Here is an 11591-nt window from a genome sequence, read left to right as displayed (position 1 = left end):
CCGGATCGCCCGCCACGCGCCCGGGGCGGAGGCGTCGCGCTGGAGCGCCGCCGCCGCGATCAGCAGCAGGGCCGTGAGCCGCGAGGCCGGCAGGTTGACGAGGTCGTCGAGCCGCGCCGCGGCCCAGCCGAACGCTTCGTGGCGCGGGGTGCGGTGGCCGATCATGCTGTCGGCGGTGTTGATCGCCTTGTAGAGCGCGCCCCCCGTCAGCCCGCCCGCGCCGATCCAGAAGGCCGGGGCGACGATGCCGTCGGAGAAGTTCTCCGAGAGGCTCTCGATCGCCGCCCGGCAGACGGCGGCCTCGTCGAGGCTGTCGGGATCGCGGCCCACGATCATCGACACGGCCCGGCGCCCCCCCGGCAGCCCCTCGTGGCGCAGGGCCGCGGCGACCTGCCTGACATGGACGAACAGGCTGCGCTGGGCCGGCAGGCTCGCGGCCAGCACCCCGAGGATCAGGATGCCGAGGGTCTCGCCCGCGAGTCCCGCCAGCGCCGCGAGCGCGAGCGAGGCGGCGGCCACGGTGGCGAGCAGCAGCGCGAGCGCCGCAACGCCCGCGAGCCGGCGCGCACCCTGAGAGCCGCGGTTGAGCCCGGCATCGAGCCGGGCGAACCCCCGGCCGATCCAGGTGACAGGGTGGCCGAGCGCCCTGTAGAGGCGGTCCGGATAGCCGCAAGCCGCCTCGATCGCGAGGGCGACGGCGAGGAGGCCGAGGGTGTCCGGCGGATGGGTCAGGGCGGTCCAGGGCATCGTCGCTGCGGATCGGGAAGGGACGGGTCGGCGTGGAGGGCGAAGGGCCTGAGGCCAGTGCGGACGTCATCGTGCATGGCGGCGACCTCGCGGCGGCCCGCAGGCTGTTTCCGCACGCGTCGGAGCCGTGGATCGACCTCTCGACCGGCATCAACCCGGTGCCCTACCCGCTGCTGCCCTTCGACGCCAGCGTCCTGCACCGCCTGCCCTCCCCCGCCGACCTCGCCCGGCTGAAGGTCGCCGCCGCCGTCGCCTACGGTGCGCCGGGGCCCGATCACGTCGCGGCGGCGCCCGGCACGCAGATCCTGATCGAGACCCTGCCGCGGCTGCGTCCCCGCTCGCGCGTCGCGGTGATCGGCCCGACCTATGCCGAGCACGCCGCCGCCTGGGGCCGGGCCGGCCACGCGGTCGCGTCCGTGCCGGACCTCGCGGCGGCGGCGGGCGCCGACATCGTCGTTGCCGTGAGCCCCAACAATCCCGATGGCCGCCGGTTCGACCCGGACGCGCTCCTGCAGGCGATCGCGCCGGGCGGGCTCGCCGTGCTCGACCAAGCGTTCGCGGATCTGGATCCGGAGGAGGCGCCCGCCGCGCCCTTCCCCGGCCTCGTTGTCCTGCGCTCCTTCGGCAAGACCTATGGATGGGCGGGCCTGCGCCTCGGCTTCGCCCTCGCCGAGCCGACTCTCGTCCGACGCCTCGAACTCGCGCTCGGTCCCTGGGCGGTGTCGGGCCCGGCCATCGCCGCCGGCTGCGCGGCCCTGCCCGATACGGACTGGCGGCGGGCGGCCGCCGCGGCGCGGGCGCGGGACGCGGCGCGCCTCGACCGGATGATCGCGCGGGCGGGCGGGCGTCCGGTGGGCGGCACCTGCCTGTTCCGCACCGCCGCCTTCGCCGACGGGCCCGGCCTGTTCCGCCGTCTCGGCGAGGCCGGCATCTTCGTGCGGCGCTTCGCGGAAGACCCGGAGCGATTGCGCTTCGGCCTGCCGCCGGACAAGGCGGCGTGGTGCCGGCTCTCCCGCATTCTCCGCTGACGGCGCCCGTTGCCGGGGGCCAGACGGGTCGGCGAAGAGGCCCGCGGCCGCATAGCCGCGGAGGTTGCGCGCGGCCCGGCCGCCACCCTGCCTGCTGGTATGGGAGATGCTTCTCGAGCCTTGCGTATTGTGTCCCCATGGAGATGGGCGCGACGCCGGGCCTGCGCGCGGGTGCCTCGCTGGCATGCGCGGCGACGTTGCCTATATGTCTCCAGTACGTCTTGTGGCCGTGTGCGCGAAAAGGGGCTGTGTTCGCAAGCCCCCGCCCGCATCCGGCTTCCGGGGAGCCGGTCGGCCGCGGGCGGGGCGGTCTCTCCGGGCGGGACCGTGCCTCACGCCACGATGGAGCCGTGCATGTCGAATTACTGCATCCAGTTCGCCAAGGAGATCCTCGGAGTCCCGTTCACCGTCGGCCAGGTGCAGATCACCCGCGCGCGGGATCCGGAGCGGGCCCTGCGGGCGGCCGAGATCCGCTTCGCCCGGGCCCATGGCGTGGAGGATTGGCGCGAGCGTGCCGATACCGCCTGCCTCGCCGATGCGCCCGCGTCGCGCTGAGCCGCCTTCCGCGCCGCGCGAGGGGGCGGCGGCGGGCGGTCAGCTCACCTTGGTCGGATCGGGACACTCCGTCCACGTGGATCCGGAGGGGATCACGACTTCGGCATCGCGGCCGAGCGCCCAGGACGAGCCGCCCCGGACCGGCCACTCGACCTTCTCCGACCACTGGAACGTGTAATTGACCGTCTTCATCAGCCGGCCGAGCACGGTGGAAAACAGCGGCTGGTAGGGCATCGTCACTTCCGCCAGCACGTAGCGGGCGCCCTCGCGCTGGAAGTTCGTCGGGATCACGAGGGTCGCGTCCTTGCCGACCTTGCGCGTCGTCGAGGTGGCCGGCCAGGTCGAGCAGACATAGGCCTTGTTGCCCTTGTAGATGCCGATCGCCGAGATCTGGATCGACGCCCTCGCGGCCGGGAACGGGGCGAGGATCGGGCTCGCCGAGCCCATGATGAGTTCCATCATCTTCACGGGGATCTTCGCCTCCTGGTTCTGGGAGGTGAGATCGGCGAGCGTCCGGGTGAGGTTGGCGACCTTGTTGCGGTTGTCGGCGGCGTTCACGTATTCCGCGACCCCGTAGAGCAGGGTCAGCAGCACCGGCACGATGATCGCGAATTCGAGCGTGGCGACGCCGGATTCGTGACGCGCAAATTCGCGACGCGCCAATTCGTGGCGGGCGAAGCGGCGGAAGAGCCGGAGCGGAGTGCGGTCCATCAGCAGGCAGCCGGGTTTGCGGACTGATAGGGCTCGACGCGGAACACGGAGGCCGCCTGGAGCATGGCGGCGCCGTCCCCGAAGCTGTCGATGCCGAGCTTGATGAAGAGCGGGGCGAGCAGCGGCAGTTTCACGCCGGCCCGCACGACGGCGATGCTCTGCGCGCTCGGGCATTTGTAGGTCGCGCCGAACCCCTTCGCCCAGTCGCCGCTCTTGGGATCGACGGCGGAGGCGTTCCAGAGATTGTTGTCGAAGGTCGTGGAAACCTGCACGTCGACCTTCAGGTTCGCGCAGCTGAAGAACACCGCCGGCGACTGCGATCCCTCGCACATCAGCTTGCGCATGCTCGCCAGGATCGCGGCCTGATCGGTCGACTTGATGTTGTCGTTCTGGAACGTTCCGGTCAGGAGCGAGCGGGTCGCCGTCTGCAGGGCCGTGTCGAGGTTCTGGCGTGCGAGGTGCACGACCGCGTATTGCATCAGGATGAGCATCATCGCGAGCAGCAGCGAGCCGAAGAAGGCGAATTCGATGGCGTAGGCGCCGCGCTCGTCGTGGGCGAAGCCGCGCGCGCGCGCGCCGGGCGTGCGGTCCGGACGGCTCATTTCGAGAGCCTCACCATGGTGAAGAGCTTGAAGATCTCCTTGAAGGCGTCGCCCACGGAGGTCTTGGTCGAGAGATCGATGAACAGGTTCTCCGCCGTCGCGCAGGCCTTGAGCTGGGGCACGATGTCGTCGAAGCGCGTGCCCTTGCCGCCGACCTGGCTCGGCTGGCCGAGGGTGGCGAGGTAGCCCCAATCGGGCGAGAGGTTGATGTAGGGCGCGTAGAGCACGCCGATCGAGACCTTCGAATCGAGCTTGCGGCAATCGGCCGGCGCGAAGGGGCGCACCTGCGGTCGCATCCACTCGTAGCCGCTATGGCTCCACAGACGGTTTGGGTCCTGCACGCCGTCGGTGGCGATGATGACGAGCTTCTTGGGCGTGGCGGTGCCGTCGCCCCCCGCGCCGACATTCTTGGCGAAGGTCGGCATCACGTCGCTGAAATGGGTGCCGCCGTCGGTGGTGCTCGACGCGCTCGGGGTATTGGGCACGGCGTTGCGGGCTTCGCTCAGCGTCTTGGTGAGCGGCACCAGCTGAGTGAGATCGTTGCTGAAGGTCGAGACAGCAATCCGGATGCGCTTGTTCGTCACGGTTTGCAGCTCAAGCCAGCTGACGAAATCCTTGATGCCCTTGTTGATCTCGTTGATGCGCAGGGTGACGCCGTTCTGCTGCGCCCAGTCGAACGAGTCGGCGTAGTTCTTGTAGGTGGTCTTCTTGTACTTGCCGGTTCCGGTCACGATGGTGTCGGTCACGGCGGCGCCGTCGTGGCAGGCGAAGGCGCAGCCGAATCGGGTCTGGAGCGTGGCGACGTCCGCGGCGGTGGCGCCGATCGCCATCGAGGCCGACACGTCGATCAAGAGGTGGATGTCCACCATGGGCGAGAGGCTGACGGTCGAGTTCGAGCTGCCGGCGATCGCCAGGGTCTTGTAGCCGAGGATGCCCATCATCGTGGTCTGCATCGCCGAGGTGTAGCCGGCGGTCACGTTGGCGGAGCGGTCCTTGAGGGCGACGGTGATGGTCGGGACGGAGTTCGGCGGCAGGTTCTTGACGGCGTTGAAGTAGTCGGTGCCCGCCTTCTCGGCGCTGGACTTGATCTCGGCATCGGTCTTGCCTGCGGCGTCCGCATCCTGAGCGGCCTTGGCGGCGACGATCGCCGCGGCGTCGAGGGCGGTGTTGAGCCGGGTGCGCTCGGCGATGGCGTGACCGAAATCGACAGCCCCACCCACGATACCGGCCAGCGGAACCATCATGAGCGCGAGGATGATCGGGAGAGAACCCTGTTCGTCCCTGCGCAGACGCTGGTTGCTGTTGAGGTCGGTCATGGCGGCGCCGAAGATTTTGTGAAATCCGATTTTCGACCTGTATTGGCTTCGCATTGAAAAATGTTTAAGGAGTTCTTCGAGACTCGGCCCCGTCCCCGAGAACGGGTTTTCAACGGCGATCGGGTTATCGGAATCTTGATCGACTCCGCGAAAGGCGGACGCGCAATGGCCCGGGGCGGGCGCTGGCGAAGCTCCGCCCGCGGCCCTACCTTCCGGCCAAGGCTGGCCGCCCGCTCTGGGCGCCGGCCCGGCGTGCAGGGGCCTGTCGGGCATGGCGGCGATCTCGTTCCTCGGCGATCTCATCCAGACGATCAGCGATCGCGGCCGCGATCTCATCAGTTTCGGCCGCAACGACCTCGCCCGCGCCGCCAGCGCCGCGGATCTCGCCAAGCTGTGCGACGACCTCATCTCCCGCCGTGGCGAGGCCTCGGGCGTCGCCCTCGCTCGGCTGATCCTCGACCGGTATGCCGTGCTGCCGCAGGAGGAGCGCCTCGTCTTCCTCGACCTCGTCGCCGCGGAGTTCGGCGCCGACCACGACGCCGTCGAGGCGGCGATCGCCGCCTATCGATCCGAGCCGACCCGGGCCCGGCTCGGCGTGCTGCACGAGGCGGCCGAGCCGCGCTCGCAGGAGCTGATCCGTCGCCTCAACCTCGCCCGCGGCGGCACGCTCGCGCTGGTGCGGATGCGCGAGGATCTGTTCGTGCTGCGCCGCCGCCTCGCGGAGCAGGGCGCCACCGCCGCGGCGCTCGATGCCGCGGCGAGCCTCGATCGCGACTTCGAGCACCTGTTCGCCTCGTGGTTCAACCGCGGCTTCCTGGTGCTGCGCCACATCGACTGGTCCACGCCGGCCGACATCCTCGAGAAGATCATCCGCTACGAGGCGGTCCACGCCATCGACGACTGGGACGAGCTGCGACGCCGCATCGAACCGCCGGACCGGCGCTGCTACGCCTTCTTCCATCCGGCTCTGCTCGACGAGCCGCTGATCTTCGTCGAAGTCGCGCTGACGGGCACGATCGCCTCCGCGATTCAGCCGATCCTCGCCCATGACCGCGAGCCGGTGCCGGTTCGCGCCGCCACGACCGCGATCTTCTACTCGATCTCGAATTGCCAGAAGGGGCTGGCCGGCGTCACCTTCGGCAACTTCCTCATCAAGCAGGTGGTCGAGGATCTCGCCCGCGAGATTCCAACCCTCAAGACCTTCGTGACGCTCTCGCCCGTGCCGGGCTTCCGCACCTGGCTCGACCGCGAGCGCCGGGCCGACGCGCCCCAGGGGCTGACCCAGGAAGACGTGGAGACCCTGCGCCTGCTCGAGCGGGCCGATTGGCGGGACGACAAGGCGACCTGCGAGGCGGTGCGGCGGGCGATGCTGCCGGCGGCGGCCGCCTATTTCCTGCGGGCCAAGAACGAGCGCGGTCGCCCCCTCGACCCGGTCGCCCGGTTCCACCTCGGCAACGGCGCCCGGCTGGAGCGGTTGAACTTCCTCGGCGACATCTCGAAGAAGGGCCTCGGCCAATCCTACGGGCTGATGGTCAACTATCTCTACGACCTCTCGGCCATCGAGAAGAACCACGAGACCTACGCCAATCTCGGCACGGTCTCGACCGCCTCGTCCGTCAGCCGCGAACTCCGCTCGAACCTCCCGCCGCCCCGGGCCGTGGTTCTGGCGGAGGCGCCGTAACCCGCGCCCGATTCGTCCGAGGCCGCGCTATTTCGCTGCGTCGCGGGACCGATCCGCGCCTCGGGCGTTGCCTGTCCGATGCCCGCCCGACCCCACCATACGCGGCGGGACGCACGACAAAAGGGAGTGCCACCATGGTTGACACGGATCGCATCGTCGGCGCCGCCAAGGATGTCGGCGGCCGGGTGCAGGGCGCGGTCGGCGATGCCGCCGGCTCCGACCGGGACTCGCTCGAGGGCCGCTATCGCGAGGCGGAGGGCCGCGCGCAGCGGCTTTACGGACAAGCCAAGGACGCGGTGCGCGACGTGGCCGACGATGTCGGAGACTACGCCAACGACGCCTACGATCGGGTGAGCCGCCATGGCGGCACCTACCTGCGCGACGGGCGCGAGCGGGTCGAGACGCAGGTCGGCGAGAGCCCGTTCCTGGCGCTGCTGGTCGCGGGCGCGGTCGGCTACGGCCTCGCCCTGCTGCTGCATTCGCGCCGCTGAGTGCGGCGCCGGCCTCGTCCCGGCGCGGGGGCTCCGGCGCCCGCCACCGGGACGCGGCGCCCGGGCGGACGGCGCTACTGCGCCGTCCAGCCGCCATCCATGGCGAGGTTGGCGCCGGTGATCTGGCTGGCGCCGTCGCCGCACAGGAACACCGCGAGCGCGGCGACCTGATCGACCGTGACGAATTCCTTGGTCGGCTGGGCCTTCAGCAGCACGTCCTCGATCACCTGCTCCTTCGTCAGCCCCCGCGCCTTCATGGTGTCGGGGATCTGGCTCTCCACAAGCGGCGTCCAGACATAGCCCGGCGAGATGCAGTTGACCGTGATGCCGAAGGTCGCGAGCTCGAGGGCCGCCGACTTGGTGAGCCCCGCGATCCCGTGCTTGGCCGCGACATAGGCCGACTTGTAGGGCGAGGCCACCAGCGAGTGGGCCGAGGCGGTGTTGATGATCCGCCCCCAGCCCTTGGCCTTCATGTGCGGGATCGCCGCCCGCATGGTGTGGAAGGCCGAGGAGAGGTTGAGCGCGATGATCTGGTCCCATTTCTCGAGGGGGAAATCCTCAATCGGCGAGACGTACTGGACCCCGGCATTGTTCACGAGGATATCGACGCTGCCGAAGGTCTCGGTCGCGAGGGCGATCAGGCCGCCGATCTCGTCGGGTTTCGTCAGGTCGGCGGGGGAATAGGCCGCCCGGACGCCGAACTCGCTCTCGATCGTGGTGCGCGTGGCCTCGATCTCCTCGGGCTTGCCGAAGCCGTTGAGGACGACGTTCGCGCCGTCCCGGGCGAAGCCGCGGGCGATGGCGAGGCCGATGCCGCTGGTGGAACCGGTGACGACGGCGGATTTTCCTGTGAGGCTCATGGATCGTCTCTTCCGTTGCGCTCCGCGCGTGCAGTTCGGCACGGACATGCCCGAAGGCGCGGGCGAAGTCGACGCCGCTGCAGTGCGGTCGTTGACGGGCCGCGATGGTTGACACCCGCGCCGGCTTTCCCGACATCACGCCCCACCGCGCCGGGCGGGGCCGCGGACCCGAATTGGACTGGACCCACCTCCGATGGCGGCGACGCGCTCCTATCTCGACTTCGAAAAGCCGGTCGCCGAACTCGAGGCGAAGCTCGAGGAATTGCGGACGCTCGCCCAGCGCGACGGCGCCGTCGCGATCAGCGAGGAGGTCGGCCGCCTCGAGGCCAAGGCCGCCCAGGCGCTCGCCGACATCTATGCCGGGCTGACGCCCTGGCAGAAGACCCAGGTCGCCCGCCATCCGCAGCGTCCGCACTTCGTCGATTACTGCGCGGGGCTGATCGAGGAATTCACGCCGCTGGCCGGCGACCGCACCTTCGGCGAGGACGAGGCGATCCTCGGCGGCTTCGGGCGCTTCCGCGGCCGGCCGGTGCTGGTGCTCGGGCAGGAGAAGGGCGCCACGACCGAGGCGCGGCTGCGCCACAACTTCGGCATGGCCCGGCCCGAGGGCTACCGCAAGGCGGTGCGCCTGATGGAGACCGCCGACCGCTTCGGCCTGCCGGTGCTCGCCTTCGTCGACACCGCGGGCGCCTTTCCCGGCATCGAGGCGGAGGAGCGGGGCCAGGCCGAGGCCATCGCCCGCTCGACGCAGGCCTGTCTCGCGCTGGGCGTGCCCAACGTCGCCGTCGTCATCGGCGAGGGCGGCTCGGGCGGCGCCATCGCGATCGCCACCGCCAACAAGGTGATGATGCTGGAACACGCGATCTACAGTGTGATCTCGCCGGAAGGCGCCGCCTCGATCCTGTGGCGCGACCAGGGCCGGGCCCACGACGCCGCCACCGCCATGAAGATCACCGCCCAGGACCTGCTGCGCCTCGGCATTATCGACGCCGTGATCCCGGAAGCCACCGGCGGCGCCCACCGCGACCGCGAGGCGGCGCTCGCCGCCACCGGCGATGCCCTGGCCCGCGCGCTCGCCGAATTCGACGGCCTCAGCCCCGACGAGATCCGCGACCGCCGGGCTCAGAAGTTCCTTGATATCGGGCGCAAGCTGTGAACCGGCCTTGGCCGGACCGTTCCCGGGCGTGACGACCGTGCCGGTCGCGCGGCTGCTCAAGCGCCTGCGCCGCCGGCTCCCCCGGCGCGACACCCGCGAGCCCGGCGCCGTCAATCACGTCTCCCTCGGCAGCCACTGCCACATGACGCAGATCCTGAAGTCGTTGGGTCTCCGCACGTGGTCGGGCCCGTTCGACTGGATCTTCTCCTGCCCGGGCATGGTCCACGACTGCCTCGCCGACGACTTCGCCGCCCTGCTCGACCGCGACCAGTACGAGAGCACGCCGCTGCCCCAGCGCCGGGCGTCCGACGAGACCTGCTGCCGCCACCGCCTCTACGGCGAGCGCTACGCGATTCCCTTCGTCTTCAACCACCACGACCCGGCGACCAGCGAGCGGGACTACCGCTTTCTCCAAGAGGGGGTCCGGCGCCTGCGCACCGCCCTCGACCGGCCGGCGGCACGAAACCATTTCTATCTGATGACCGCCCTCCCCCTGGATCCCGGGCTTGTCCCCGCGATCCACGATCGCCTGGCCGCGCGCTGTGCGGGAAGCCACCTCACCGTGCTCCAGCTCGTGCCCGAGGCGGGGCGGCGGGCGGCGTCCGAGATCGCCCGTCATGGGACGCTGGCCTGGTTCAGGATCGAGACCCTCACCGCCTCCGTCGGCCTGCGCTTCGCCGACCCGGAGGATGACGCCTTCGTGATCGCCCTGCTCCGGGGTCAGGCGGCACTTCCTCGGGAACCGTAGCGCTTTGGCAACACTCGCCGACCGAATGCGGCGGCGCCTTGTGGTAAGGCCCGGGTAAGTTTACCGGAGCTATGGGGTTGGGGAGTGGCGTCCGCGAACGGGCTGAAGTCCGGCGGGCGAATGATGTCGAGGACCGGTTCCCCATGGCTGTGCGTCCGTTCGCGGCGGCTGCGGCCGTCGTTCTGGCGATCTCCCTGACGAGTCTCGGCGCTTGCCAGGACAGCGGGATGCTCGGCGGTGCGTCGACCCGCAGTCAGACGCCGATCCCGCCCAAGACCCTGGCGCTCATGCAGACCAAGGGCATGAGCCAGGGCGATCCCATCCTGATCCGGGCCTTCAAGAAGGAATCGGAGATGGAGGTCTGGAAGCGGACCGGCACCGGCCAGTACGCGCTCCTGAAGACCTACCCGATCTGCCGCTGGTCGGGCCAGCTGGGCCCCAAGACGAAGCAGGGCGACCGGCAGGCGCCGGAGGGCTTCTACACGATCACGCCGGGTCAGATGAACCCGAACTCCAGCTACTACCTGTCCTTCGACGTCGGCTATCCGAACGCGATCGACCGGGCCAAGGGCGGGACCGGCAACTACATCATGGTGCACGGCAATTGCTCGTCGTCGGGCTGCTTCGCCATGACCGACGCCACGATGTCGGAGATCTACGCCATCGCCCGAGAGTCCTTCAACGGCGGCCAGCGCGCGTTCCAGTTCCAGTCCTATCCCTTCCGGATGACGGCGGCGAACGTCGCCAAGTTCCGCAACGACCCCAACGCGCCGTTCTGGAAGAACCTCAAAGAGGGCTCGGACTATTTCGAGGTCCACAAGGATGAGCCGCGCGTGGCGGCCTGCGGCGCCCGATACGTGTTCGGCGGCGCGGACGTGGCGGCGGGCAATTGCACCCCGCGGGTCGACACCCTGGTGGCCGAGAAGCGCGAGCGTGACACCCGCGAGGTCGCCGAACTGATCGCCAAGGGCACGCCCGCGACCCGCGTGGTCTACGAGGATGGCGGGCAGAACCCGGTCTTCCGGCCGCAGCAGCCGGCCCCCAAGACCTTCGCGAGCCTGACCGAGTCCGACAAGGACAAGGAGAAGGAGCTCGCCTACGCCGCGACGGATTACGGCCGCCATCAGCTCGGCGAGATCAGCCGGCCGGAGAGCCTCGCCCTCGGCCCGCGCGAGGTCGAGGTCGACGCCAAGGGCAAGCCGATCCTGCTCGCGGCCGCGCCCGCCGATGCCCCCGGCCCGACCAAGGCGGCCGCCGCCCGCAAGGCCACGGAGAAGCCGGTGACGGTGGTCGCCGTCCAGCAGCCGGCCAAGGCGGAGGAGGCCAAGCCGGCCGCGACCGACGCCGCCAAGCCCGCCCGGATCGCGGTGGCCGACGCGGACGGCGATTCGAGCGCCTATCAGAAGCTGCTCGGCAACGTCTTCGGCAAGAAGGACAAGGACAAGGACGCGGCGGCGGCCACGGTGCAGGCTGCTCCTGCTCCTGCCCCGCCCGCCCCGGAGCCGGTGACGCCCGCCCGCAAGCCCACCCCCGCGGCGAGTGCGCCGGCCAAGCCTGCCCCCGCAGCGAGCGCGCCCGCCAAGCCCGCCTCCGCGGCGAGTGCGCCCGCCAAGCCGGTCCAGGCCACGGCGCCGAAGGTCGCCGCCAAGCCGCACGCGGCCGTGACGACCACGGGCTCGCTGAAGAACTGACGCCG

General features: G+C 70.4%; 12 protein-coding genes. 7 read left to right on the top strand and 5 right to left on the bottom strand.

Going from position 1 to position 11591, the window contains the following annotated elements; translation table 11 throughout:
• A partial coding sequence (locus tag LW587_RS19445; RefSeq protein ID WP_232631244.1) for a CobD/CbiB family cobalamin biosynthesis protein occupies window positions 1–747 on the bottom strand: 747 nt, incomplete at its 3' end.
• A gap of 68 nt (window positions 748–815) precedes the next feature.
• Between LW587_RS19445 and cobD the strand changes: the two genes are divergently transcribed.
• Both cobD and LW587_RS19435 read left to right on the top strand, forming a co-directional pair.
• Complete coding sequence (gene cobD, locus LW587_RS19440) at window positions 816–1775, top strand: threonine-phosphate decarboxylase CobD (RefSeq protein ID WP_232631245.1); 960 nt, start codon at window positions 816–818, stop codon at window positions 1773–1775.
• 354 nt (window positions 1776–2129) lie between these two features.
• Complete coding sequence (locus LW587_RS19435) at window positions 2130–2330, top strand: hypothetical protein (RefSeq protein ID WP_232631243.1); 201 nt, start codon at window positions 2130–2132, stop codon at window positions 2328–2330.
• Window positions 2331–2369: 39 nt separating this feature from the next.
• On the opposite strand, the gene LW587_RS19430 is transcribed toward LW587_RS19435, so the two are convergent.
• Genes LW587_RS19430 through LW587_RS19420 form a run of 3 tightly spaced genes read right to left on the bottom strand, consistent with a single transcriptional unit; the run spans window position 2370 to window position 4959 of the window.
• Window positions 2370–3041 (bottom strand): TadE/TadG family type IV pilus assembly protein, encoded by a 672-nt coding sequence (locus LW587_RS19430; protein ID WP_232631242.1) that lies wholly within the window; start codon window positions 3039–3041, stop codon window positions 2370–2372.
• A complete protein-coding gene (locus tag LW587_RS19425; RefSeq protein ID WP_232631241.1) occupies window positions 3041–3643 on the bottom strand; it encodes a TadE/TadG family type IV pilus assembly protein in 603 nt (200 codons plus the stop codon). Before LW587_RS19425 ends, LW587_RS19430 begins: the two co-directional genes overlap by 1 nt.
• Window positions 3640–4959, bottom strand: a complete 1320-nt coding sequence (locus tag LW587_RS19420) for a VWA domain-containing protein (RefSeq protein WP_232631240.1) — start codon at window positions 4957–4959, stop codon at window positions 3640–3642. Before LW587_RS19420 ends, LW587_RS19425 begins: the two co-directional genes overlap by 4 nt.
• A 271-nt stretch (window positions 4960–5230) precedes the next feature.
• Between LW587_RS19420 and LW587_RS19415 the strand changes: the two genes are divergently transcribed.
• Window positions 5231–6640, top strand: a complete 1410-nt coding sequence (locus tag LW587_RS19415; protein ID WP_232631239.1) for a malonyl-CoA decarboxylase — start codon at window positions 5231–5233, stop codon at window positions 6638–6640.
• A 134-nt stretch (window positions 6641–6774) separates the two neighbouring features.
• Window positions 6775–7131: a CsbD family protein gene (locus LW587_RS19410; protein WP_232631238.1), complete on the top strand. Its 357-nt coding sequence runs from the start codon at window positions 6775–6777 to the stop codon at window positions 7129–7131.
• Window positions 7132–7205: 74 nt separating this feature from the next.
• On the opposite strand, the gene LW587_RS19405 is transcribed toward LW587_RS19410, so the two are convergent.
• On the bottom strand, window positions 7206–7991 hold the full coding sequence (locus tag LW587_RS19405; RefSeq protein ID WP_232631237.1) for a 3-hydroxybutyrate dehydrogenase: 786 nt from the start codon (window positions 7989–7991) through the stop codon (window positions 7206–7208).
• Window positions 7992–8184: 193 nt separating this feature from the next.
• On the opposite strand from LW587_RS19405, the gene LW587_RS19400 reads away from it, so the two are divergent.
• The 3 genes from LW587_RS19400 (at window position 8185) to LW587_RS19390 (ending at window position 11586) form a co-directional block, all read left to right on the top strand.
• Window positions 8185–9147: an acetyl-CoA carboxylase carboxyltransferase subunit alpha gene (locus LW587_RS19400; protein ID WP_232631236.1), complete on the top strand. Its 963-nt coding sequence runs from the start codon at window positions 8185–8187 to the stop codon at window positions 9145–9147.
• 28 nt (window positions 9148–9175) lie between these two features.
• The gene (locus LW587_RS19395) at window positions 9176–9895 is read left to right on the top strand and encodes a DUF1796 family putative cysteine peptidase (protein WP_442919172.1); all 720 of its coding nucleotides are present in this window, start codon (window positions 9176–9178) and stop codon (window positions 9893–9895) included.
• 143 nt (window positions 9896–10038) lie between these two features.
• Window positions 10039–11586 (top strand): L,D-transpeptidase family protein, encoded by a 1548-nt coding sequence (locus LW587_RS19390; protein WP_232631234.1) that lies wholly within the window; start codon window positions 10039–10041, stop codon window positions 11584–11586.
• Window positions 11587–11591 lie beyond the last annotated feature (5 nt).

It is taken from the genome of Methylobacterium sp. Leaf118, from assembly GCF_920984675.1.
Classification (GTDB): Bacteria; Pseudomonadota; Alphaproteobacteria; order Rhizobiales; family Beijerinckiaceae; genus Methylobacterium.
The sequence above is the reverse complement of the archived record's forward strand: the minus strand, read 5'-3'. Positions and strand labels throughout refer to the sequence as shown.

What these genes read in the sequence shown, in the direction of transcription:
- LW587_RS19435 (WP_232631243.1), top strand. Translation starts at nt 2,130, where the DNA reads ATGTCGAATTACTGCATCCAGTTCGCCAAGGAGATCCTCGGAGTCCCG.
- LW587_RS19430 (WP_232631242.1), bottom strand. Translation starts at nt 3,041, where the DNA reads ATGGACCGCACTCCGCTCCGGCTCTTCCGCCGCTTCGCCCGCCACGAA.
- LW587_RS19425 (WP_232631241.1), bottom strand. Translation starts at nt 3,643, where the DNA reads ATGAGCCGTCCGGACCGCACGCCCGGCGCGCGCGCGCGCGGCTTCGCC.
- LW587_RS19420 (WP_232631240.1), bottom strand. Translation starts at nt 4,959, where the DNA reads ATGACCGACCTCAACAGCAACCAGCGTCTGCGCAGGGACGAACAGGGT.
- LW587_RS19415 (WP_232631239.1), top strand. Translation starts at nt 5,231, where the DNA reads ATGGCGGCGATCTCGTTCCTCGGCGATCTCATCCAGACGATCAGCGAT.
- LW587_RS19410 (WP_232631238.1), top strand. Translation starts at nt 6,775, where the DNA reads ATGGTTGACACGGATCGCATCGTCGGCGCCGCCAAGGATGTCGGCGGC.
- LW587_RS19405 (WP_232631237.1), bottom strand. Translation starts at nt 7,991, where the DNA reads ATGAGCCTCACAGGAAAATCCGCCGTCGTCACCGGTTCCACCAGCGGC.
- LW587_RS19400 (WP_232631236.1), top strand. Translation starts at nt 8,185, where the DNA reads ATGGCGGCGACGCGCTCCTATCTCGACTTCGAAAAGCCGGTCGCCGAA.
- LW587_RS19390 (WP_232631234.1), top strand. Translation starts at nt 10,039, where the DNA reads ATGGCTGTGCGTCCGTTCGCGGCGGCTGCGGCCGTCGTTCTGGCGATC.